At 63.8% G+C, this 22,115-nt stretch carries 26 protein-coding genes (1 of these 26 cut by a window edge); 9 read left to right on the top strand and 17 right to left on the bottom strand.

All coding sequences use genetic code 11. The features are described 5' to 3' along the window. Nucleotides 1-47 precede the first annotated feature (47 nt). The 9 genes from PFZ56_RS26230 to PFZ56_RS26190 all read right to left on the bottom strand — a co-directional run bounded on the left by PFZ56_RS26230 (nt 48) and on the right by PFZ56_RS26190 (nt 7,068). Nucleotides 48-1,031 carry a metal ABC transporter solute-binding protein, Zn/Mn family gene (locus PFZ56_RS26230; protein WP_170002711.1) on the bottom strand — a complete coding sequence of 328 codons (984 nt, stop codon included), beginning with the start codon at nt 1,029-1,031 and terminating at the stop codon, nt 48-50. Continuing rightward, nucleotides 1,032-1,931, bottom strand: coding sequence for a metal ABC transporter permease (locus PFZ56_RS26225; RefSeq protein ID WP_011062450.1), 900 nt, complete (start codon nt 1,929-1,931; stop codon nt 1,032-1,034). Then, the gene (locus PFZ56_RS26220) at nt 1,931-2,674 is read right to left on the bottom strand and encodes a metal ABC transporter ATP-binding protein (protein ID WP_170002709.1); all 744 of its coding nucleotides are present in this window, start codon (nt 2,672-2,674) and stop codon (nt 1,931-1,933) included. The genes PFZ56_RS26225 and PFZ56_RS26220 overlap by 1 nt, the downstream gene beginning before the upstream one ends. Further along, the gene (locus tag PFZ56_RS26215; RefSeq protein ID WP_102880387.1) at nt 2,671-3,600 is read right to left on the bottom strand and encodes a metal ABC transporter substrate-binding protein; all 930 of its coding nucleotides are present in this window, start codon (nt 3,598-3,600) and stop codon (nt 2,671-2,673) included. The genes PFZ56_RS26220 and PFZ56_RS26215 overlap by 4 nt, the downstream gene beginning before the upstream one ends. Before the next feature lie 35 nt (nt 3,601-3,635). After that, nucleotides 3,636-4,208 (bottom strand): DUF6162 family protein, encoded by a 573-nt coding sequence (locus tag PFZ56_RS26210; protein WP_102880386.1) that lies wholly within the window; start codon nt 4,206-4,208, stop codon nt 3,636-3,638. Further along, nucleotides 4,205-4,543 carry a hypothetical protein gene (locus PFZ56_RS26205; RefSeq protein WP_102880385.1) on the bottom strand — a complete coding sequence of 113 codons (339 nt, stop codon included), beginning with the start codon at nt 4,541-4,543 and terminating at the stop codon, nt 4,205-4,207. Before PFZ56_RS26205 ends, PFZ56_RS26210 begins: the two co-directional genes overlap by 4 nt. Then, nucleotides 4,543-5,082: a thiamine pyrophosphate-binding protein gene (locus PFZ56_RS26200; RefSeq protein ID WP_102880384.1), complete on the bottom strand. Its 540-nt coding sequence runs from the start codon at nt 5,080-5,082 to the stop codon at nt 4,543-4,545. Before PFZ56_RS26200 ends, PFZ56_RS26205 begins: the two co-directional genes overlap by 1 nt. Beyond that, entirely contained in the window at nt 5,079-6,302 is a 1,224-nt protein-coding gene (locus tag PFZ56_RS26195) for a PepSY domain-containing protein (RefSeq protein WP_102880383.1), read from the bottom strand. Before PFZ56_RS26195 ends, PFZ56_RS26200 begins: the two co-directional genes overlap by 4 nt. A gap of 298 nt (nt 6,303-6,600) precedes the next feature. Continuing rightward, entirely contained in the window at nt 6,601-7,068 is a 468-nt protein-coding gene (locus PFZ56_RS26190; protein ID WP_110597223.1) for a VOC family protein, read from the bottom strand. Nucleotides 7,069-7,350: 282 nt separating this feature from the next. Between PFZ56_RS26190 and PFZ56_RS26185 the strand changes: the two genes are divergently transcribed. From PFZ56_RS26185 to PFZ56_RS26175, 3 genes are all read left to right on the top strand, one after another. Then, the gene (locus PFZ56_RS26185; protein ID WP_170002707.1) at nt 7,351-8,574 is read left to right on the top strand and encodes an SfnB family sulfur acquisition oxidoreductase; all 1,224 of its coding nucleotides are present in this window, start codon (nt 7,351-7,353) and stop codon (nt 8,572-8,574) included. Between the two features lie 4 nt (nt 8,575-8,578). Beyond that, nucleotides 8,579-9,244 (top strand): methionine ABC transporter permease, encoded by a 666-nt coding sequence (locus PFZ56_RS26180; RefSeq protein WP_110597225.1) that lies wholly within the window; start codon nt 8,579-8,581, stop codon nt 9,242-9,244. An 88-nt stretch (nt 9,245-9,332) separates the two neighbouring features. Beyond that, entirely contained in the window at nt 9,333-10,103 is a 771-nt protein-coding gene (locus tag PFZ56_RS26175) for a MetQ/NlpA family ABC transporter substrate-binding protein (protein WP_102880379.1), read from the top strand. Between the two features lie 96 nt (nt 10,104-10,199). Here PFZ56_RS26175 and soxR read toward each other — a convergent pair whose 3' ends face one another. Beyond that, on the bottom strand, nt 10,200-10,667 hold the full coding sequence (soxR, locus tag PFZ56_RS26170) for a redox-sensitive transcriptional activator SoxR (RefSeq protein ID WP_123394240.1): 468 nt from the start codon (nt 10,665-10,667) through the stop codon (nt 10,200-10,202). Between the two features lie 108 nt (nt 10,668-10,775). Between soxR and PFZ56_RS26165 the strand changes: the two genes are divergently transcribed. Continuing rightward, nucleotides 10,776-11,138 carry an antibiotic biosynthesis monooxygenase gene (locus tag PFZ56_RS26165; protein ID WP_102880376.1) on the top strand — a complete coding sequence of 121 codons (363 nt, stop codon included), beginning with the start codon at nt 10,776-10,778 and terminating at the stop codon, nt 11,136-11,138. On the opposite strand, the gene PFZ56_RS26160 is transcribed toward PFZ56_RS26165, so the two are convergent. From PFZ56_RS26160 to msuE, 4 genes are all read right to left on the bottom strand, one after another. Then, a complete protein-coding gene (locus tag PFZ56_RS26160; RefSeq protein ID WP_170002703.1) occupies nt 11,135-12,235 on the bottom strand; it encodes a sigma-54-dependent Fis family transcriptional regulator in 1,101 nt (366 codons plus the stop codon). The genes PFZ56_RS26165 and PFZ56_RS26160 overlap by 4 nt on opposite strands. Before the next feature lie 24 nt (nt 12,236-12,259). Beyond that, nucleotides 12,260-13,447, bottom strand: coding sequence for an acyl-CoA dehydrogenase family protein (locus PFZ56_RS26155; RefSeq protein ID WP_170002701.1), 1,188 nt, complete (start codon nt 13,445-13,447; stop codon nt 12,260-12,262). Nucleotides 13,448-13,581: 134 nt separating this feature from the next. Then, nucleotides 13,582-14,721 (bottom strand): FMNH2-dependent alkanesulfonate monooxygenase, encoded by a 1,140-nt coding sequence (gene ssuD / locus PFZ56_RS26150; RefSeq protein WP_102880373.1) that lies wholly within the window; start codon nt 14,719-14,721, stop codon nt 13,582-13,584. A 9-nt stretch (nt 14,722-14,730) separates the two neighbouring features. Then, entirely contained in the window at nt 14,731-15,294 is a 564-nt protein-coding gene (gene msuE / locus PFZ56_RS26145; RefSeq protein WP_102860977.1) for an FMN reductase, read from the bottom strand. A gap of 399 nt (nt 15,295-15,693) precedes the next feature. Between msuE and PFZ56_RS26140 the strand changes: the two genes are divergently transcribed. From PFZ56_RS26140 to PFZ56_RS26125, 4 genes are all read left to right on the top strand, one after another. After that, a complete protein-coding gene (locus PFZ56_RS26140) occupies nt 15,694-15,954 on the top strand; it encodes a hypothetical protein (protein ID WP_102880371.1) in 261 nt (86 codons plus the stop codon). 103 nt (nt 15,955-16,057) lie between these two features. Continuing rightward, the gene (locus PFZ56_RS26135; RefSeq protein ID WP_102860979.1) at nt 16,058-16,672 is read left to right on the top strand and encodes a LysE family translocator; all 615 of its coding nucleotides are present in this window, start codon (nt 16,058-16,060) and stop codon (nt 16,670-16,672) included. 210 nt (nt 16,673-16,882) lie between these two features. Further along, nucleotides 16,883-18,052 (top strand): cysteine desulfurase family protein, encoded by a 1,170-nt coding sequence (locus PFZ56_RS26130; protein ID WP_170002699.1) that lies wholly within the window; start codon nt 16,883-16,885, stop codon nt 18,050-18,052. A gap of 55 nt (nt 18,053-18,107) precedes the next feature. Further along, on the top strand, nt 18,108-19,916 hold the full coding sequence (locus PFZ56_RS26125; protein WP_110597231.1) for an aminopeptidase P family protein: 1,809 nt from the start codon (nt 18,108-18,110) through the stop codon (nt 19,914-19,916). Between the two features lie 71 nt (nt 19,917-19,987). On the opposite strand, the gene PFZ56_RS26120 is transcribed toward PFZ56_RS26125, so the two are convergent. Together PFZ56_RS26120 and PFZ56_RS26115 are read right to left on the bottom strand one after the other, a co-directional pair. Continuing rightward, nucleotides 19,988-20,581 (bottom strand): 2-hydroxychromene-2-carboxylate isomerase, encoded by a 594-nt coding sequence (locus PFZ56_RS26120; RefSeq protein WP_170002697.1) that lies wholly within the window; start codon nt 20,579-20,581, stop codon nt 19,988-19,990. A 35-nt stretch (nt 20,582-20,616) separates the two neighbouring features. Further along, nucleotides 20,617-21,357, bottom strand: a complete 741-nt coding sequence (locus PFZ56_RS26115) for an SDR family oxidoreductase (protein ID WP_170002695.1) — start codon at nt 21,355-21,357, stop codon at nt 20,617-20,619. Nucleotides 21,358-21,449: 92 nt separating this feature from the next. Between PFZ56_RS26115 and PFZ56_RS26110 the strand changes: the two genes are divergently transcribed. Next, nucleotides 21,450-22,019 (top strand): TetR/AcrR family transcriptional regulator, encoded by a 570-nt coding sequence (locus PFZ56_RS26110; protein WP_102880367.1) that lies wholly within the window; start codon nt 21,450-21,452, stop codon nt 22,017-22,019. Nucleotides 22,020-22,028: 9 nt separating this feature from the next. Here the strand turns inward: PFZ56_RS26110 and PFZ56_RS26105 are convergent, their stop codons facing one another. Next, on the bottom strand, nt 22,029-22,115 hold the end of the coding sequence (locus PFZ56_RS26105; RefSeq protein ID WP_102880366.1) for a hypothetical protein. It continues 195 nt past the right edge of the window; only the last 87 of its 282 coding nucleotides appear in the window; its start codon lies beyond the right edge, outside the window; its stop codon occupies nt 22,029-22,031.

Below are 22,115 nucleotides of genomic sequence, written 5' to 3'. Positions count from 1 at the left end.
TCTCTGCGCCGGAGTGCCGCCCAGGCCTTTGCAGCCTGCGGCAGCGGCTACAGGGTTAGGGCCTGGGTGACTTTCTGCAGGTTGCCTTCCAGTTCGCTGAGCGGGTCGGCGCCGTCGGTTTCAAGGACCAGCAACTGGCTGCCACCGGCGCTGATGGCGGCTTTCAGTGCCTCGGACGGCTGGCGGTGGTGCAGGACCAGGGCCACGTCGTTGTCCTTGAGCCGGGCTTGCAGCTTCTGCAGGGCTTCGGGCGTCCATTCGTTGTCGGCGCGGGCGTCGACTCCCACCAGTTCCAGGTTCAGGCCACTGACCAGATAGCCAAAGTGCTCGGAGAGGCTCAGCACGCTGAGGTTGTCGGCCTCGGCCAGGCGCGCTTCGCTGTCGGCGCTGAGTTTGAGCAGGCGTTGTTTGATTCCCGCCAGGTTGCGCTCGATCTGTGGCTTGGTTTCGGGGGCCAGGCGTCCCAGGTCGGCCGCGAGCACGTCGGCCATGCGTCCCAGGTTGTTGCTGGACAGCCAGGGCTGGGCATTGAGCCCGTCGCTCTGGCCCGGTTGCAGGGCCACCCCGGCCAGGGCGCCATCCACCGGGCGCGCGGCATCGATCTCGACGATACGAATATTGCTGCGCCGGGCATTGGGGTACAGCGGGTCGTCCGGCCAGATCGAGCGCAGGCCGATCACCGCGTCGGCATCCAGCGCCAGCTTGCTCAGGGCTGCAGCGCCGCGCCCGGTGAAATAGGCGGTCTGCCGCGAGCCGGGAAGATTGGCCGGGGCCGCCCGTTCCAGCTTGACGTGGGTGCCCTGCAGCAGGATCTGCCCCAGGCCGAAGGTCACCGGCAGCGAGGCCAGCACCGTCAGCGGTTTCTGCGAGGCGGCGCTGTGCAGCGCGGTATTGCCCATGCCGTGGCTGGCCACCACGCGCATCGGTTCGAAGTGGTCGCGCTCGGCCAGGGCCGGGCTGCTGATCAGGCCGCCGAGGATCAGGGCCAGGCTCAGTTGAGGCAATGACAAGTGACGCAGTGAACTGTGCATTTATCCGATATTCCCTTTCAGGCTGGGGACGGTGCCGCGGGCGATGGCGGCCAGGGCGAAGGCCACGCCGGCTACCAGGATGATGGCCGCGCCGGAAGGCACCGGCAGGTCGAAGACGATGGGCAGCAAGATGCCGCACAAGGTGCTGACGGTGGCGATGCTTACCGAGATCCAGAAAAAGCCCTTGAGCGACTGACTGAGCAGGCGGGCCGCTGCGGCCGGAATCACCAGCAGCGCGCCCACCAGGATCGCGCCGATGACCTTCACCGCGGCCACGGTGATCAGGGTCACCAGGATCACGAACAGGTAGTCCAGGGTCTTCACCGCCACTCCGCGTACGGCCGCCAGCTGCGGGTTGAAGCTGGCCAGCATGATGCGGTTGTACAGCGGCAGGCTCAGGCCCAGCACCAGGGCGCCGACGATCAACAGCACCAAGAGGTCGTTGCCGTTGACCGTGAGCACCGAGCCGAACAGCACGTTTTCCAGGATGTGCACGTTGATCTTGCCGGCCAGGATCAGCAGCAGGCTGGCGCCCAGGGCCAGAGATACCGAGAGGAACACCCCGATCAGGGTGTCTGGAGCCAGCCCGGTGCGGTTGCGCAGGTAGTTGAGGAGGATGCCGAACAGCAGGCAATAGCCGAACAGGCTGCCGTAGGGGCCGGTGTAGGGTTCGCCCAGCAGGATACCGATGGCCACACCGGTCAGCGCCGCATGGCCCACGGCTTCGGAGAAGAAGGCGAAGCGCTTGACTACGACAAGTGTGCCCAGGCCGCCGAGCACCGGGCCGATCAGCAGGCCGGCCAGCAGCGCATTGACCACAAAGCCGTAGGCCAGGGCTTCGGGCAGGTAGCCGGCCGAGGCCCAACCCTGGACCATCAGGCGAAATGCTTCATAGGTCATCAGGCAGCGCTCCCGGCGGTTCGTGGATGGGTGGAGAACAGACTGAGCAGGCGCTCCGGAGTCAGGGTTTGTTGCGCCGGACCGTCGAACAGCACTCGGCGGTTGAGGCCGGTGACCCGGTCCGCCAGGCGGCCCACCGCCTCAAGGTCGTGCTCGATCCACAGCAGGGTGATGCCGCTCTGGCGCCAATCGTGGAGCAGGCGTTCGAAGACCTGGATCCCGGCTTCGTCCAGGGCCGACATCGGTTCGTCCAGCACCAGCAGTTGCGGCGCCGGGATCAGGCCCTGGGCCAGCAGCACGCGCTGGCGTTCGCCCCCGGACAGGGCGCCCATGCGCCGTTTGCGCTTGTCTTGCATGCCGACCCGTTCCAGAGCTTCGCCAATCGCCTGGGCGTAATGCCGGCTCAGGCCAAGGAAGGCCGGGCGGCGCTGGCACATGGCAGCCATGAAATCGTCCACGGTCATCGGCAGGCCACGGTCGAACTCCAGGGCCTGGGGCACGTAGCCGATGGTGCCGGCCGCGCCGGGCCATTGCAGGCGCAGTTGGCCCTGGTGCGGCATCTGCCCTAGCAGGGTCTTGATCAGCGAACTCTTGCCGCCGCCGTTGGGCCCCACCAGTGCGTGCACGCTGCCGGGCTGCACCTGGAAGGTCACGCGGTCGAGGATGGTGGTGCGGCCCAGGGTCAGGCTGACCTGGTCGAACTCGATGGCCGGGCCCCGCAGCAGGGTCTCGATGGCGGTCATGCCCCGGCCTCCTGGATGGCCCGGACCACGGTGTCGAGGTTGCCTTTCATTTCCTTCTCGTATTTCTCGGCGCTGTAGTCGCCGTAGGAGATGTGCGACAGCGGGTAGAGCTTGACCCCGGATTCGCGCTGGATGGTCTCGACGTAGGTGGAGGGGAAGTCCATCTCCGAGAAGATCACCTTGACGTCCAGTTCTCGCAGTTGGTCGATGGTCTTCTTCAACTGGCTGGGGCTGGGCTCGATGCCGTGGGCCGGTTCCACCACCGCGGTGACTTGCAGGCCGAACTCGCGCAGCAGGTAGTCGTAGGCCGCGTGTACCGTGGCCACCCGCAGGTCGGCGTTGGGCGCCTGGGTCAGCTTGGCCAGGGCGTCGGCGCGCATCTGCCGCAGGCGCTTGCCGTAGGCCCGGGCGTTCTGGGTGTAGGTCTTGGCGTTGGTCGGGTCCATCTTGCCCAGCTCCCGGGCGATGTTGTTGACCTGGGCGATGGAGGCGCTGATGGACAGGAAGGTGTGCGGGTTGACCACTTTGCCGGCGCCCCGGGCGGCGACGCCGGTGGCGGCCAGCAGCGGCACGTTCTCGTTGGCTTCGATCACCGGGATGTCCGGGCGCTCGCTGGCGGCGATCATGCGGTCGGCGAAGTCATCGTGGCCCACGCCGTTGAGCACGATCACGTCCAGGCTGCCGATGCGCTTGATGTCTTCGGCCCGGGGCTCGTAGGCGTGGGGGTTGAAGCCGGCGGGAATCAGCGGCACCACCTCGGCCTTGTCGCCGACAATGTTCGCCACGTAGCTGTAATAAGGGTGCAGGGTGATACCGATGCGCAGGCGCTTGGCCGGGTCGGCGCTGACCAGGGGGCTGAGCACCAGGGCCAGCAGGCTGACCAGCAGCACCCGCAGGAATGGGCGGCGTTGCGATGAAATGGGCATGGCTAGCGTTCTTCTCTCGGGTGAATGCAAAAAGATCAGTGACGATGCTGGCGAGTCACCCCTGCATCGAATTGCGCGACCACCTGTTGCCAGCCGGCGGCGGCCAGCGTCGCGTCGCTGAGATCGACCGGCACGGCGACAGACGGGGCGCGGTTGAGCCAGATGTCCACCTTGGCCTGATCTTCGGTGTCCAGGCGCATCAGGAAGGAGCCGGCCACTTGCGGGTTCTGGCTCAGGCCCAGGTAGGCCTGATCCTGCAATTGCCAGGCATGGCCGCCGCGGCTCACCGAGCTGGCGTCCTGGGCAAAGGGAGCGAAGCCTTCCTCGGCCAGTTGCTCCGGGCTCGGCAGCGTCTGGCTTTCGGCCTGCAGCAGATGGATCTCGTCGAGGGTCACTCGCAGGTCGGCGTAAATGCCTTGTTCGCCGGCGCTCAGATCACGGCGGGCGTCGAGCTGGTGGCTGGCGACGCTGGCGGTTTCGACTGTTTCGCCGCGCCACAGCACCACGCTGCCGGCGACACACAGAATCAGCAGGCACAGCAACAGGACGTAGAGGGTTTCGTGACCGGCGCCGGCGGGGCGCACGACCTGGGTGGTGGCAGGAGTCATGGGGTCTCGATATCCGCTTGGTCGATCTCGACCACGTGACCGGGGCCGGCATCGAACAGCACGTAGAACTCGCTGGAGGGTTTCTTGAAGGTCAGGGTCGAATCGCTGCCGAGCTTGCCCGGTACGAGGATGGTTTCGTCGTAGCCGATCACGTCCAGGGTCACCCCCGGAGCGCCGCTGCCATCGGAAAAACCGCCGGTGCAGCGGATCTGCTCGGCGTCGATGGCCTTGCACTCGCACATCGGGTTGTGGGCCAGGGCGCTGTGGCTGAAGGCGGCACTCAGCAGCAACAGGGCAGCGGCGCCGAGGCGCCGGGTAGATACTGCGCGAATCATCATTTGCCTCCTTGTTTTTCGAGCCAGGCCACGGTGGCGGGGGACGCCTGGCTCAGGGGAATGGATGCCTGGTGCATGCTGCCGTCCCAGCCTTCCAGGGTGATCCACAGCTCAGCGTCGGCTTTGGTCTTTTGCGGAATCGGCAGGCTGGCCCCCATGCGGTACGGGCTACCGAAGAAGATCACCCCGGCGGCCCGCAGGCTGCGGGGTTTGCCGATGCGCAGGTAGGTCGCCTTGACCGGTTCGATGCAGGCCTGGCACAGGGCGGCGTTGAAGCTTTTCAGGTAGCCGGCGGGGCCATCGCTGCGGGGCGCTTCGTTGCGCATCTCGGCCAGGCGCAGGCTCCAGGGGCCGACCTGGATTTCACCGATCTCCCGTTCCCCCAGGCCGCTGTCGCCGCGAAACAACGAGGCATCGGCGAGGTACTTGGGCATGAAGCCCAGGGGGATCAGCAACAGCAGGATGTTCAGGTGAAAGCGCCATTTATGCCAAAGCCGGCTCAGCTGCGAAGGCGCGGTTGCGCTGTGGGTCTGGCTCACGAGTGGCTCTCCGAAGTTTCGATGCTCATGGCCGGGGTGGGCGTCGGCACGGGTTTGCTCGCGGGACGCGCCCGGGCGGCCTTCTCCTCACGCTTGAGGGCGTTGGCGGTGGCCAGGGCGGTGCGCTTGGTCCAGATCAACAGCCCGCTGAGGACCATCATGCTCAGCACCAGACCGAAGAAGAACCAGATCAGCTTGACCCAGATCCCACCAAAATCTCCGGTGTGCAGCGGGCGCATGGACTCGGTGACGAACTCCAGGGTGCTGCGGTCCCCCAGCAGGTGAGAGGTGTCCAGGGAGCCGGTGTAGGGGTTGATGTTGGCGGTCTGGTACATCAGCGGGTACCAGCCACGACCGCCTACGTACAGGTGGCTGTAGGCATTGCTTGGCAGGCTGACGAAGCTGATGTCGAAACCGGGGATCTTCTGGGTGGCGATGCCGATGGCCTGGTCCAGGCCGATCATCGGCGCGGGGCTGCCATCGGTGGTGGTCGGCACCTGCTCCCGGGCGATGACCGGAACAATGGGTTGGCTGGAAATGCTGATGTGGTTGTCGGCGAGCACGGCCTCGATCAGGAACCAGATGCCGGTGATCGAGATCACCGTGATAAACCAGATGGACCAGATGCCGCTCAGGCGGTGGAAGTCGCCCCAGAAGATCCGTGCCCCATGGCGCAGGCGCAGGGTCGGCTTGAGAAAGCCCTTCCAGAACTTCTTGTAGACCACCAGCCCGGTGATCAACGAAATCAGCAGCGGCAGGCCGAGGAACGACACCAGGTACCAACCCCAGCTGTAGCCGTTGGTGAAGGGCACCAGCCACCAGCCATGCAGGGCCCGGGTGAAGCCCTGGAAGTCGAACACTGGGCTGGTGCCCTGGATCGCCCCGGTGTAGGGGTTGACGTACAGCGTTGGGGAACGGCCGTCCGGGTAGCTGACGCTGACACTCAGGGCGAAATGGCTTTCGTCCGGGGTCACGATGGTATCGATGCGGGTGCTGGGGTCGGCCTGCTTGATGGCCGCCACGATCTGGTCGTAATTGAGCGGCTGGGCATCATCGCTGGGTTTACTGGCTCGGATATCCGGATTGGCCAGCCATACGATCTCCTGGCTGACCACCGCCAGGGTGCCGGTGACACAGACGATCAGCACGAAGAACCAGATGGGCAGGGCCAGCCAGCTGTGCACCAGAAACCAGATTTTTGAACGGGACTTCTTCGACATGGAGTGGGCGTCTTGATTCGAGGAATGGAGCGGCACTGGAACCCTGGGCCGAGCCCGGCGCAAAGGTGCCGGGCATAGCCTTGGCCAACGCGGCCTGCTGCATCTAATTAAGACGAATGAGAATCGTAAATCCTGAAAGGCGATATGAAAGTAAATGTTACGAAGCCAGGAAAGCCCCGTGAAACGGGGATTCCTGGTCGTTCGATTTGTGCATCAGGGGCGGCTGACCGGTGTAGGAGCTGGCTTGCCAGCGAAGGGGACCGTGAGATCGCCTTCGCCGGCTGGGCGTCAGGGCGGGTCAATGGGGTTGTTGCTGGAACATTTCCTGCGCCCGCCGGCTGATTTCCTCGGTACTCAGGTCTTCCTTGCGGCTGGCCAGGAACCACACATGGCCGAACGGGTCACGCAGGCTGCCGCTGCGGTCGCCGTAAAACTGGTCCTTGACTGCCGACACCTCGGTGCCGCCGACGGCCAATGCCCGGGCGAAGCTGCGATCGACATCCTCCACATACAGATGCAGCCCAACCGACGTCTTGTGGCTGTCCGGGCTTTCCATCGGGGTTTCCTCGCAGGGGCTGCCGAGCATGATGGCCGAGCCGCCGATGCGCAGTTCGGCATGGCCCACGCTGCCGTCGGGCATCTCCAGGCGCATGGTTTCCACCGCGCCGAAGGCCTGCTTGTAGAACTCGATGGCCTCGGCGGCGCGCTTGATGCCCAAGTAGGGAGTGACGCCGTTGAAGCCTTCGGGAATGGGTTTGACGCTCATCTGGGTTTCTCCTTGATGTTGTTGTTGGAAACGGGTCCGTCGCTGGATCGAGCAGCTTTCACTCTATACCCGGGAACCTTCGGTATCGGTGTGGGCTGACGAGGTGTCGTCCAGGCAACAGCGACTCACTGTTGGCCCAACAACAGCCCTCCAGCAATTTGTCTGGCGGCCCGCTGGGCAACCGCCAGGAACGGCCTGTAAACCCTTGATTTCACAGGGCTGATCTTTCGGCACAGAAGCTGCAATAGCGGGGTGGAACCTTCATTCGCCCGAGAGCGCTGTATGTCTTCATTGCCTGAATCTGCCTTTTATCCCCTGCATACCCCGGCCGCCCATGTGATCCGCGATGGCGTCGAAGCGTTGATCGTGGCCCGGCGCGTGGCTGCCGTCCTGCTGGAGCAGGACGCCGAGCGCGACCGCACTCGTGAGGTGCCGTCGCAGGTGGTCGACCTGTATTCCAACAGTGGCCTGTGGGGCATCAGCGTGCCCCGGGAATATGGCGGCGCGCAGGTGTCCTACGCGGTGCTGGCCGAGGTGATCGCCATCATTTCCGCCGCCGATCCGTCCCTGGGGCAGATCCCGCAGAATCACTACTGCCTGCTGGAAGACATCCGCCTGCAAGGCACCCCGGAGCAGCAGGCGCATTTTTTTGCCCTGGCCCTGCAAGGCCACCGTTTTGCCAATGCCCTGTCGGAAACCGGCGGCAAGAACGTTCAGGACATTCAGGCCAGCATCCGTCGCTCAGGTGACGGTTATGTGATCAATGGCCGCAAGGGTTACTGCACCGGTTCGCTGTATGCCCACTGGCTGGCGGTGCTGGCCCTGGACGAGCAGGGCCGCGGGCAACTGGCCTTTGTGCCCCGGGGCAGTGAGGGATTGGTAGTGATCGATGACTGGGACAGCATCGGCCAGCGCACCACGTCCAGCGGCACGGTGCTGGCGCAAAACCTGCTGGTGCCGGCCTTCAACCTGTTCCCCACCTATCGTTCCTATGAAAGCCCGACCCTGGCCGGGCCCTTCGCCCAGCTGACCACGGCGGCCATCGACGCCGGCATCGCCCGGGCGGCGCTACGGGACACCATCGCCTTTGTTCGTCAGCACGCCCGGCCGTGGATCGACGCCGGGGTGGAAAAGGCCAGTGAAGATCCACTGACCATCATCCAGGTGGGGGCCCTGGAGATCCGCCTGGAGGCCGCCGAAGCCCTGCTGGAGCGCGCCGGCCTGGCCCTGGATGCGGCGCGTTCGGCACCTGATGAAGACAGTGTCGCCCGGGCGTCCCTGGCGGTGGCCAAGGCCAAGGTGCTGACCACCGAGATCGCCATCGAGGCCAGCAACAAGCTGTTCGAGTTGGGCGGCACCCGCTCGACCCTCAAGCGCCACAACTTCGACCGCCACTGGCGCAATGCCCGGGTGCACACCCTGCACGACCCGGTGCGCTGGAAGTACCACGTGGTGGGCAACTGGCTGCTCAACGACATCAAGCCACCGCGCCACGATTGGTCCTGATGCCATGGCCGAGTGGTTCAAGAACATCTATTGGGCCGATATCGCCCAGGCCTGTCTCGACACCCTGAGCATGCTCGGTGCGGCCCTGGGCTTTACCGTGCTATTGGGGCTGCCGCTGGGGGTGCTGCTGTTTCTCACCGGCCAGCGCCAGTTGCATGAAGCCCAGGGCATCTATCGAGTGCTGTCGGTGCTGGTCAACGTGCTGCGTTCGTTGCCCTTCATCATCCTGCTGATCGTGCTGATTCCCCTGACCACGCTGCTGGTGGGCACCTCCCTCGGCGTGCCGGGCACCATCCCGCCGCTGGTGGTGGGCTGCACGCCGTTCTTTGCCCGGCTGGTGGAAACCGCCCTGAGGGAGGTGGACCGTGGAGTGGTGGAGGCGACCCAGGCCATGGGCGGCAGCACCTGGCAGATCATCCGCCACACGTTGTTGCCCGAAGCCCGAGGCGGCCTGCTGGCAGCGGTCACGGTGACCGCCATCGTGCTAGTGGACTACACCGCCATGGCCGGGGTGATCGGCGCTGGCGGGTTGGGGGACCTGGCCATTCGCTACGGCTACCAGCGTTTCCAGACCGACGTGATGCTGGTCACCGTGGTCCTGCTGCTGGTGCTGGTGCAGGCCCTGCAGATGACCGGCGACCGTCTGGTGGCGCGCTACAGCCGACGTTGAATCAAACCCGTGAATAACAAACACCCAAAACACACGGCCCACGTGCGCCTCACGACGGCTGTCAGTCATCTGCCTTAGGAGCAACTCCATGAAAAAGACCCTGGCCGTATTGGCCGCTGTGCTGTCCTTGAGCGTGCATGCCAACGAGAAACTGGTGGTGGGCGCCACCCCGGTTCCCCACGCCGAGATCCTCGAATTCGTCAAACCCGAGTTGGCCAGGGAGGGCGTGGACCTGGACATCAAGGTCTTCACCGACTTCATCCAGCCCAACCAGCAATTGGCGTTGAAGAACCTCGACGCCAACTACTACCAGTACCGGCCGTTCCTCGACGACTTCAACAAGACCCGGCACACCGACCTGGTGCCGGTGGTGGGGGTGCACATCGAGCCCTTCGGTGCCTATTCCACCAGGATCAAGCACATTGCCGAGCTCAAGGACGGCGCCACGGTGTCGATTCCCAACGACCCGGTGAACACCGGCCGTGCCCTGGTGCTGCTGCATGAGGCGGGGCTGATCAAGCTCAAGGACCCGAGCAACACCCTGGCCACCCCGCGTGACATTGTCGACAACCCCAAGCACCTGAAGATCCGTGAACTGGAAGGCGCCTTGCTGGCCCGTTCGGTGAGCCAGGTGGACCTGGCGTTCGTCTTCGCCAACTACGCCCTGGAGGCCGGGATCGACACCAACAGCGCCTTGATCGTAGAGAAGGGCAAGGACCTGTACATCGAGTTCCTGGTGGCCCGCCCGGACAACCGCAACGACCCGCGGATTCAGAAACTGGCCAAGGCGCTGAACTCCGACGCTGTGCGCCAATTCATCCTGACCCGCTACAAAGGCCAGATCGCCCCCGGCTTCTGACCATCGCCCCATCCCCGGCCGTAGGAGCTGGCTTGCCAGCGAAGGGGCCCGCGAGATCGCTTTCGCCGGCAAGCCGGCTCCTACGAGGGAAGCCGGCTACCGGGTGGTGGCGTCGGGCTCCAGCAGGCGAGCGCCCGGGCCGGCGTCTCCCAGGGCATCCCCATGGTTGCGCAACGGACACCCTTCCATGGACAGGCAGCCGCAACCAATGCACTGGTTCAGCCGCTCGCGCAGCAGGCTCAGTTGGCGGATGCGTTCGTCCAGTTCGCGGCTCCACTGTTCCGACAGGCGCTGCCAGTCCGCGGCAGTGGGCGCGCGGTCGGCGGGCAGGGTCGCCAGGGCCTGGCCAATCTCTGCCAGGGGAATGCCCAGGCGCTGGGCCACCTTGATCAGGGACACGCGACGCAGCACCGAACGCGGGTAGCGCCGCTGGTTGCCGGCGTTGCGGTTGCTCTTGATCAGTCCTTTGCTTTCGTAGAAGTGCAGCGCGGTCACGGCCACGCCGCTGCGGGCCGAGAGCTGGCCCACCGTCAGTTCTTTGTGGAGGGCGTCGGGTTCGATCATTAAAGGGCACCAGGATGAAAAACAGGCTTGACCTTGACTTAACTAGAGGTTTTACCCTGCAGCGCATTCAATCGCAAGATTCTGTCCGACCGCTGTAAGGAGCTGTTCATGACCGCATTTGAGAGAAACCGCAGTTTCACCCAGTTGATCGAGTTCGAGATCGAACCGCACCAGCAGGAGGCTCTGGTGTCGGCCTTGTCCGCGCAGACCGAGCGCCTGGCCCAGGGCTATGACGGCTTTCTCAGTGCCAGTGTGCAGGCCAGCGACGACGGTCGGCGGGTGCTCAATTACCTGCAATGGCAATCCCGGGAAGCCGGCGAGGCAGCCTTCGAGCGTTTCGAAAGCGGCGAGCAGGATTTCTGGCAGTTGATCCTGACCCATCAGGCCAAGACCGTGACCTTCGGTTCGTTCCAGGTGCTGAGCAGTATTGCCCGCAGCCAGGACAATGCCTTGCACTGCAACCTGCTCTAGATCGACAACTGCAGGGTGCGTTCGCTGTGGGCGTCCACCGGGCGCCGCTTGTTGACCGCCAGTTCGCCGATCTTGATCAGCCGGGTGCGGGTGACGTTGCGGCTCAGGCCCAACAGGTTGGCGGTGTGCACCTGGTTGTAGTGGCTGAAGTGATAGGCCGCGCGCAGCAGGGCGTCCTCGACCTTTTCATGCAAGGCGCCGGCCTGCTCGGCGAAGAGTTTCTGGAAGGCCCGGTCCAGCAGCGCTTCGGCGGAGTCGTCGTGGCTGGGATGGCTGTCATCGGCACGCTCGATGCGCATGTTCGACAGGCGCAGGTCATCGCGCTCGATCACGCCGTTGCGGCAGATCAACAGGGTGTGGTGGATGACGTTTTCCAGTTCGCGGATGTTGCCCGGCCAGCTGTAGCTCTTGAGTTTGTGTTCGGCCTCTTTGCTGATGCTGATGCTGCCGTAGCCCAGGCGCTGGCTGTAGGCCTCGATGAAATGCCGGGTCAGGGGCAGGATGTCGCCGGGGCGTTCGCGCAGCGGGCTCAGTTCCAGGCTGACCACGTCCAGGCGGTAATACAGGTCCTCGCGAAAGTGCCCGGCATTGATGGCCTTTTCCAGCTGGACGTTGGTGGCGGCCAGGACCCGCACGTCGATGGGGATGCTTTTGCGCGAGCCCAGGCGCACCACTTCCCGTTCTTGCAGCACCCGCAGCAGCTTGACCTGGATGGCCATGGGCAAATCGCCGATCTCGTCGAGGAACAGGGTGCCGCCGTCGGCCTCTTCGAACCAGCCGGCCTTGGCGCTAAGGGCGCCGGTGAAAGCGCCTTTTTCATGGCCGAAGAGTTCGGCTTCCACCAGGGATTCGGAGAAGGCGCCGCAGTTCACCGCCACGAACGGCCGGTTGCGCCGGGCGCTGAGGTTGTGGATATGGCGTGCCACCAGTTCCTTGCCGGTCCCGGTTTCACCGATGATCAGCACGCTGGCTTCACTGGGTGCCACCTGTTGCAGGTGCGCCAGCAGGGCCTGGGATTTCGGGTCCTCGAACACCTGGGCGGTGGCGCGGATCGAGGTCGCCAGGGCAGGCGAAGGGGGTAGGGTCAGCAGCTGCATCGGCACTCTCCGTGAACAAAAGGGCTAGGAGTAAAAAGTCGGGGTCGGCAGGGACTGGTTCAGTGCCCAGTCACCCAGTTCGTGGAGCTTGTAATCCAGCGGGTCGTGCAGGGTCTGGGTGCGCAGGTTGCGCCAATGGCGGTCCAGGCGCAGGGAGGCGTGGGTCGAGCGCGCACCGGTGACTTCGAACAGCCGGCTGCACAGGTCCAGGCCCTGGCGGCTGGCGGCAACTTTGGCGGTGGCGATGGCGGTGGCCAGGTGTCCGCGCTCCTCGGCGCTGAGGTTCGGGCCTTTGGCCCAGGCCTGGTCCAGCAGCGCGGCGGCCCGTTCCACCAGCAGGCGGATGCCTTCCAGGGCCACCCAGAATTCGCCGTAGTGGCTGAGGATGTAAGGGTCCTGGCGCACATCCTGGGCGCTGGACTTATGCCAGACCCGGGTTTCGCTCAGGGTGTATTGCCGGGCTTCCTCGAAGGCGCCTTCGGCAATGCCGAGGAACATGTGGGTAAAGGTCAGCTGGGCGATCAGCGGGCGCAGGCAGGCGAACGGGGTGCTCAGCGGGCCCGGGTCCAGCAGCAGTTCCGACTCTTCCACCCTGACCCGTTCAAAGGTGGCGCTGCCGCTGTCGGTCTGGCGCTGGCCCATGTTGTTCCAGTCGTTGTGCAGGGTGATGCCGCTGCGACCACTGGGAATGGCGGCGATCAGCAATTTGCCGCCGTTGCTCTCATCCACCGCCGAGGCGATGAGCATTTCCGAATCGCTGGCCCCGGAGCAGAAGCTCTTCTTGCCGGAGAACTCGCGCCAGCCGCCCAGGTTCTTGACCAGGGTGCGGGTGTCCAACGGGTTGAGGGCGTTGCCCCAGAACCAGTTCTTGCGCGCGGTCTGTTCGAACCAGGGTTGCCATTGTTCGGGCTTGGCGAACAGGCGCACGGTGGCCAGCATCAGGTGATGGAAGCCGAAGACGTGGGCGATGGAGCTGTCGACCCGAGCGAACTCGCGGACGATGTTCAGGGTTTCGCTCCAGGGCGCGCCGAGCCCGCCGAACTGGGTGGGGATGCTCAGGGCCAGCAGGCCACTGTGGCGCAGGGCATCACGCTCGGCTTTGGGGGTGCCGCCACGTTCATCGCGTTCGACGGCGGTGAGGGCAAACTCGGCGGCCAGTTGGCGGGCGGTCTGCAAGGGGGACAACAGGGCGCTTTGCGGTTTGGCAGTCACGCGGTGTTCCTCGTTCGTGGCCGTTGCGGCGGCCGGGAAAAGGTGCTGCGAGCTGTAGGCGCTGGCTTGCCAGCGAAGAGGGCCGGAAGATCGCCTTCGCCGGCAAGCCGGCTCCTACAACAGCTTTGGGGATTTCAGCGGCTGTTGGGCAACACGTCATTGGCGATCATTTCGCCGAACGGCCCGGTCAGGTTGGTCACACCGCGGCCGGCCAGGCTGGCATAGGGTTCCGGCAGCAGTGGGAACACCAGTTCGGCGAAGCGATAGGCCTCTTCCAGGTGCGGGTAGCCGGAGAAGATAAAGCTCTCGATCCCTAGGTCGGCGTATTCCTTGATGCGCTCGGCCACTTGTTGCGGGTTGCCCACCAGGGCGGTGCCGGCGCCACCACGCACCAGGCCGACCCCGGCCCAGAGGTTGGGAGCAATCTGCAGTTGATCGCGGCGACCGCCGTGCAAGGCGGCCATGCGCCGCTGACCTTCGGAGTCGAAGCGCGCGAAGGATTGCTGGGCGGCGGCGATGGTGTCGTCACTGATGTGTTCGATCAGTTTGTCCGCCGCTTTCCAGGCTTCGTCCTCGGTTTCGCGGACGATCACGTGCAGGCGAATGCCGAACTTCACCGTGCGGCCCTTGCGCGCGGCGCGTTCGCGCACGTCGGCCAGCTTTTGGGCCACCGCCGCCGGAGGCTCGCCCCAGGTCAGGTAGACATCCACCTGATCGGCAGCCAATTCGTGGGCGGCCTCGGAGGAGCCGCCGAAGTACAGCGGGGGGTAGGGTTTCTGCACCGGTGGATACAGGGCCTTGGCGTTCTGCACATGCAGGTGCTTGCCCTCGAAGTCCACGGCTTCGCCTTGCAGCACCCGGCGCCAGATCTGCAGGAATTCGTCAGTCACTTCGTAGCGTTCGCTGTGGCTGAGGAAGCTGCCGTCGCCACGGTTCTCGTCCGGGTCGCCACCGGTGACCACATTGATCAGCAGGCGGCCGTTGGACAGCCGGTCCAGGGTGGCGGCCATGCGCGCGGAAACAGTGGGGGAGATGATCCCCGGGCGAATCGCCACCAGATAGCGCAGGCGCTCGGTCAGCGGCACCAGGGCCGAGGCGATGACCCAGGAGTCTTCGCAGGAGCGTCCGGTGGGAATCAGCACGCCGTGATAGCCCAGGCTGTCCGCAGCCTGGGCGACTTGCTTGAGGTAGTTGAGAGTGACCGGGCGGGCGCCCTGGGCAGTGCCCAGGAAGTGGCCGTCGCCGTGGGTCGGAAGAAACCAGAACACATCCATGACAGGTCCTTAAGCGATTTTCAGCAGGTTTTTCGGGTGAGCGCCAAACAGCGGCGCGGCCCGTTCGGCGGCCAGCTGGATGCGGGCTTTCAACAGTTCGCTGGTGATCTGGTAGTGGCTGAAGTCGGCTTCGGTGGCGTACACGCCAATCGGCAGGGTCAGGGCCTGGAAGAAACTGAACAGCGGACGCAACTGGTGATCCAGCACCAGGGCGTGGCGCTCGCTGCCTCCGGTGGCGGCCAGCAGCACCGGGGTATCGATCAAGGCGTTCAGGTCGATGAGGTCGAACAGGTGCTTGAGCAGGCCAGGGTAGGAGCCGCGATAGACCGGGGCGGCAACGATCAACAGGTCGGCGTTTTCGATGGCCTGGAGCTCGGCCTCGACCTCGGCCGGCAGTTCCTGGCGCGACAGGGCTGCGCCTAGCGGACGGGCAATATCGCCCAGTTCGATGAGGTGGCTGTTGATCGGCAGGTGCCCGGACAGTTCGTCCAGCAGGGCCTGGGTCAGCACCAGGGTGCGGGACGGGCGCCAGGTTCCACCGGAGAGGGCAACGACGTTCAAGGGACGGGACATGATCGGTTCCTTTTTAAACAGTGGCTCTACGAGCAATGGCAGGTGTCCTGGATCGGGAGCAAGAGCTGTACCAACCCGTTAAAGCCTTGTATTACGGGGCTTTCCGGCGATCCGGTGCGGATTGGCTGCTGTTGCGCAGGCACTGTTTTGTTGATCGACTGTTGCCGGACGAACAGTTGCCAGGGCAACAGTTGGGCAACGCAATGCAGCTGTTATAAAGGCTTGCTGTTATTCCTCAAAAGAGCTTGTTTCCATATTTATAGGTCTTTATGGAATATAAGGAGCGACTGCCAAGGCCTTGGAACGGTCAATAGCGACTATCGAGCTGGATGATTTTTGTCAGTGCCGGTGCGCGAGTAGCCTTTGTTCATTGTTCGCAACCCGCTCCAGGTGCTCGCCATGAAGGCTTCCTCCGTTGTTCTGTCGATGTTGGTTTTTAGTGTGCTGGCCGGCTGTGCCAGCCCGGGCACTCCTGAGCTGCGTCCCTACACGGCCGAGGAAACCCGCGAACTGGCGCTGGAAGCCTTGAATCGCCGCGGCTTGTCATTCGATGAGTACCAGCAGAAAAAGGCCGAGTTGCTTGGCCGTCCTGCGGCGTTCGACCGCCAGGGCGAGATGAGCGCCCAGCGCAATATCAGTCGACACCATCCGGCCAGTTGAAGAGAACTGTACGGGTCGAAGTTTTGCGTAACTGTCCGTGGGTTTCAGGCAGGCCCTGAGTTAGGGTCGAGGCCTGATCGCCCTTGCCCAGGACCTTGCATTCATGACCCTTTCCGTTGACCTGCTGTTGGCGTTCGCCCTGTTTGCCCTGGTCACTTCCATCACGCCCGGCCCTAACAACACCATGTTGCTGGCCTCGGGGGTGAACTTCGGCTTCAACCGTTCCATTCCTCATATCCTGGGCATCAGCTGCGGTTTTTTCGTTCTGGTGCTGGCGGTTGGCCTGGGCCTGGGGGCGGTGTTCGAGGCTTATCCGTTGCTGTACAGCGTGCTGCGATATGTCGGAGCGGCGTACCTGCTGTACCTGGCATGGAAGATCGCCCGTTCCGGGCCCATGTCCGAGGAGCAACAGGGCCAGGGGCAACCTTTGGGGTATTGGGGGGCTGCGGCGTTTCAGTGGGTCAATCCCAAGGCCTGGGTGATGGCGGTGGGGGCCATCAGCACTTACACCCCGCTACAGGGTTATTTCACCAATGTGCTGGTGATCGCGGCGGTGTTCGCTTTGATCAACGCCCCTACGGTCAGCCTCTGGGCCGCGTGCGGCAGCCTGTTGCGCAATGTGCTGCGCAACCCTCGCTGGCTGCGCCTGTTCAATCTGGGAATGGCCGGATTGCTGGTGATTTCCCTGGCGCCCTTGCTGCTGGAGAACATCAGTTAAGCGGCGCTTCAACGCGTTGCCCCGAGCCTGTTAAGCTGCGTCCCAGGAGCGTTCCTACGCACTTTTAAACGAAGGTGTTCTTCTTTAACTGCATCCGATCGCGTATTGCTCAGTGCCCGCTGTTGACGCGCCGTTCTTGTACGGCGCGCTTGTGCATCATCTTCTCTGAGCCAATGCCGATCCTGGAACAAGCTCTGCGGGTCTTCAGTCATGAACAAACGTCCTCTTTATTTCGACTACGCCGCCACCACGCCGGTGGATGAGCGGGTCATCCAGGTCATGCTGGAATGTCTGGGTTTCAACGCCAATTTCGGCAACCCGGCGTCCAGTTCCCATGCTTTTGGCCAGGAGGCGCGGCGCAGTGTCGAGCGCGCCCGGCAGCAAGTCGCACAGTTGGTGGGCGCGCAGCCTGAGCAGATCGTCTGGACTTCCGGCGCCACCGAATCCAACAACCTGGCGCTCAAGGGCGTGATGCAGGCTCGGGGCCTGAGCGGTGGGCACATCATCACCAGCCAGATCGAACACAAGGCGGTGCTCGACACCGCCCGCCAGTTGCAGGAAGCCGGCGTGGCGGTGACCTATCTGGTGCCCGACGCCGACGGGTTGATCACCGCCCAGGCGGTCAGTGAAGCCTTGCGCGACGACACTTTTCTGGTGTCGTTGATGCTGGTCAACAACGAACTGGGCACCCTCAACGACATCCCGGCGATTGGCCAGGTGGTGCGTGAGCGAGGTGCGCTGCTGCATGTGGATGCGGCCCAGGGGGCCGGCAAGGTGGCGATTGATCTTGGGCACTGGCCGGTGGACCTGATGTCGTTCTCCGCGCACAAGGTGTATGGCCCCAAGGGCATCGGCGCGCTGTATGTCGGGCCGGGGGCGCAGCAGCGGCTGCTGGCGCAGATTCATGGTGGCGGTCATGAAGGCGGATTGCGTTCCGGGACCCTGGCCACCCATCAGATCGCCGCCATGGGCGCGGCCTTTGCCCTGGCGGGTGAGTTGTTCGAGGAAGAAACCGCGGCCATCGTCCGCTTGCGCCAGCGACTGCTGGAGCAACTGGCGGGCATTGCCGGCCTGCGCTTGAATGGCAGTGTCAGCCAGCGCATTCCCCATACCTTGAGCCTGACTTTCAGCGAGGGGGGCTTCGATTCGGCAGCTCTGAGTGCGTCCCTGGCGTTTTCCGCGACCTCGGCCTGCAATTCGGCGAGCAATGCGCCTTCCCATGTGCTGCTGGCCCTGGGGCACGATGCATTGCAGGCCAGTCGCACCATTCGCTTGAGCCTCGGGCGTTTTACCACCGAGGAGGATGTGGATCGCGCCGCACAATTGATCAAGGCGTCATGCGCCACTGCTCCGGCGTTCTGGGCCGGAGCCCAGTCTTGAGGGTCGAGTGATCTCGATCTTCCATAACAATGAATAAGCCGGTTAAGGAGACACAATGAGTACCCAGCCTTCGACCCAGGGAGTGGTCCCCCAGCGCTTGGCGCACGTCCGTCAGTTGATGAGCCGCGAAGGCATTCATGCCTTGTTGGTGCCGTCGGCCGACCCGCATCTGTCGGAGTACCTGCCGGGTTACTGGCAGGGGCGCCAGTGGCTGTCGGGCTTCCATGGCTCGGTGGGCACGCTGATCGTGACCGCGGATTTTGCCGGAGTCTGGGCTGACAGCCGTTACTGGGAACAGGCCAGCAAGGAGCTCAAGGGCAGTGGTATCGAACTGGTGAAGTTGCAGCCGGGCCAGCCTGGCCCCCTGGACTGGCTGGCGGAGCAGACTCCGCAAGGCGCGGTGGTGGCGGTGGATGGCGCGGTGATGGCCGTGGCCTCGGCCCGCACCCTGAGCGCCAAGTTGCAGGAGCGCGGAGCCCGTCTGCGGACCGACATCGATCTGCTCCAGGAAGTGTGGAGTGATCGTCCCGCGTTGCCGGATCAGCCGGTCTATCAACACTTGCCGCCACAGGCGACGCAGAGCCGGGTGGAGAAGCTCGGCAAGCTGCGGGAAACCCTCAAGGAGCGTGGCGCGGATTGGCATTTCATCGCCACCCTCGACGATATCGCCTGGCTGTTCAACCTGCGGGGGGCGGACGTTTCGTTCAACCCGGTGTTTGTGTCCTTTGCCTTGATCAGCCAGCAGCAGGCCACTTTGTTCGTGGCCTTGAGCAAGGTCGATGACCACCTGCGTGGGGTGCTGGAGGCGGATGGCGTGAGCCTGCGGGACTATTCGGAAGTGGCGGCGGCGCTGCGCGCAGTGCCTGAAGACGCGACCTTGCAGATTGATCCGGCACGGGTCACCAGCGGCCTGCTGGACAATCTGCTTCCCGGGGTGAAGCTGCTGGAAGGGCTCAATCCCACTACCTTGGCCAAGTCGCGCAAGAGCCTGGCGGACGCCGAGCACATTCGCCAGGCCATGGAGCAAGACGGCGCGGCCCTCTGTGAATTCTTCGCCTGGTTGGAGAGTGCCCTGGGGCGTGAACGAGTCACCGAGCTGACCATTGATGAACACCTGACCGCCGCCCGTGAGCGGCGTCCGGGTTATGTCTCCCTGAGCTTCAATACCATTGCCGCATTCAATGCCAATGGGGCGATGCCTCATTACCACGCCACACCTGAAGAACACGCGGTGATCGAGGGCGATGGCCTGTTGCTGATCGACTCCGGCGGCCAGTACCTGGGCGGCACCACCGATATCACCCGCATGGTGCCGATCGGTAAACCGAGTGCCGAGCAGAAGCGCGATTGCACCCGAGTGCTCAAGGGCGTTATCGCCTTGTCCCGGGCGCAGTTCCCTCGGGGCATTCTTTCGCCGCTGCTGGATGCCATCGCCCGTGCGCCGATCTGGGCCGAAGGCGTGGATTACGGACATGGCACCGGGCATGGTGTCGGCTACTTCCTGAATGTGCATGAGGGGCCGCAGGTGATTGCCTATCAGGCCGCACCGGCGCCGCAAACCGCGATGCAGCCGGGGATGATTACCTCCATCGAACCGGGGACCTATCGTCCCGGGCGTTGGGGGGTGCGGATCGAGAATCTGGTGTTGAACCGTGAGGCAGGTACGACCGAGTTTGGTGAGTTCCTGAAGTTTGAAACCCTGACGTTGTGCCCGATCGACAGCCGTTGCCTGGAGCCGTCGTTGCTGACTCAGGATGAGCGCGAGTGGCTCAACGCTTATCACGGTGATGTTCGCCGGCGTCTCAGTCCACTGTTGGAAGGGGCGGCGCTGGAGTGGTTGCAGGCGCGTACTGCGGCGATCTGATGCAAGGCCTCACCCGCGTAACGCGGGTGAGGTGACTGCGGCGACTCAAGCGACGCCGCAGATGCCGGTGGTCACTTGCTCAAGGCTTCCCGGACGAAGTCGAGCCGATCCTGACCGAAAAACAATTCCTCACCCACGAACATGCTGGGAGCACCGAATACTCCCCGCTGCAACGCCTGTTCGGTGTTGTTCCTGAGAGCGGTCTTGACGTCCTCGGCATTGCTCAGGTCGAGGATCTGCTGTGGGTCGAAACCGCCTTGTTCCAGGACCTGGGCGACGCTGGCGGCGTCGTTGAGGTTGCGTTTGTCGACCCAGAGTGCGCGGAACAGGCAGTCGATGAAATCGATGAAGCGTTCCGGCAAATGCATCTGCACTCCGGTCGTGGCGCGCATCAGCAGCAGGGTGTTGATGGGGAAGTGCGGGTTGAAATTGAGCTCCACCTGGTAGCGCTGGGCGAAGCGCGCCAAGTCCTGCAGCATGTAGCGGCCTTTGGCGGGGACGCTGATGGGGGACGCGTTGCCGGTGGTCTTGAAGACGCCGCCCAGCAGCATGGGTTGGTAGACCAGTTGACTGCCGGTCTGGACACAGATCTTCGGCAGTTGGGTGTAGGCCAGGTATGAAGTCGGGCTGCCCAGGTCGAAGAAGAACTCCACCTTTTTATTCATGATGCAGATTCCCTGATTGTTGTTATGGAAGGGGATTACCAGCGTTCGTTCCAGGGGCGCAGGTCCAGTTCGAAGGTCCAGGCATCACGGGGCTGGCTGTGCAGGTACCAGTAGTTCTCGGCGATATGCTCGGGGTTGAGGATGCCGTCCTGATCCTTGAGGGCATATTTCTCGGGAAAGCTGGTGCGGATGAAGTCGGTGTCGATGGCGCCGTCGACGATGATGTGGCCGACATGGATGTTCAAGGGCCCCAGCTCCCGGGCCATGCTCTGGGCCAGGGCGCGGATACCGTGCTTGGCGCCGGCAAAGGCGGCAAAGCCCGCAGCGCCGCGGACCCCGGCGGTAGCGCCGGTGAACAGGATGGTGCCGCGCTTGCGGGTAACCATGCGCTTGGCCACCTCGCGGGCATTGAGGAAGCCCGAAAAACAGGCCATCTCCCAGATCTTGAAGTATTTGCGTGCGGTTTCCTCAAGGATGCTGCAGGGCACGTTGGCGCCGATGTTGAAGACGAAGGCTTCGATCGGACCGATCTGGGTTTCGATCTGTTCGATCAGTGCAACCACGTCTTCTTCTTTGCGCGCATCGCAGGCAAAACCATGGGCTTGGCTACCGGTTTGCTGGATGGCCTCCACCAGCGGCTGCAGTTTGTCCGCGCTGCGTCGGGTCATGCAGGCAGTAAAGCCTTCTGCGGCGAAACGCTTGGCAATGGCACCACCGGTGGCATCACCGGCACCGACCACCAGTACGACTTTGTTCTTGTTCGAGGCTGTAGTCATGGGAGGCTCGCTATTGGGTAAACGATCGTTAACTAAACGAACGTTATGCTATGATTTTTCTGTCGTCAAGCGAGCAGGGGAGTCCATCAGGAATGCGTTATTCAGTCGGCCATAAGCAGGAAACCCGTGAACGCCTGCTGCAGAGCAGTGCCACCCAGGCCAAGAACAACGGTTTTTCTACTGTCGGTGTGGATGCGTTGATGAAGGCCATCGGCCTCAGTGGCGGGGCTTTTTATACGCACTTCACGTCCAAGGACGAGTTGTTCGGTTCCATTGTCGAGCGCGAGTTGAGCCAGAGCCTGGAGCGCCTGGGCGGGGAGGGGCGGCAGAATCAGGCAAAGCTGCGGCGCTGTCTGAAGCAGTATTTGAGTGTGGCGCATCTGCAGCAGCCGGGAGCGGGCTGTGCGTTGCCAGCGTTGGGTGCGGAGATTGCTCGGGGCAGTGTCGAAGTCCGACAGGAGGCGCAAGACTGGATCTGCCGTTTGCATCAGGCTTGGGCGCAGACTTTAGGTAGCGAAAGCCTGGCCTGGTCGATTCTGTCGCAGTGTGTCGGCGCGTTGGTGGTGGCGCGAATGCTGGTGAGCCCGAGTATCCAGCAGCAGGTGCTGGCGTCGAGCCATGAACAGATCATTGGGCAGCTGGAAGGGCTGCCCGAAGATTGAACGGTGCCACTATTTGCAGATGATGATCATGCTGCGGCTGGTGTAACCGGCTGGGTTCAGGCCGAAGGGGTAATCCCCCGGGTCCTCCACGGCATC

This window comes from Pseudomonas danubii, assembly GCF_042980055.1.
Lineage (GTDB): Bacteria > Pseudomonadota > Gammaproteobacteria > Pseudomonadales > Pseudomonadaceae > Aquipseudomonas > Aquipseudomonas danubii.
Note: the sequence above shows the minus strand (reverse complement) of the source record. Positions and strands in the feature narration are given on the sequence as shown.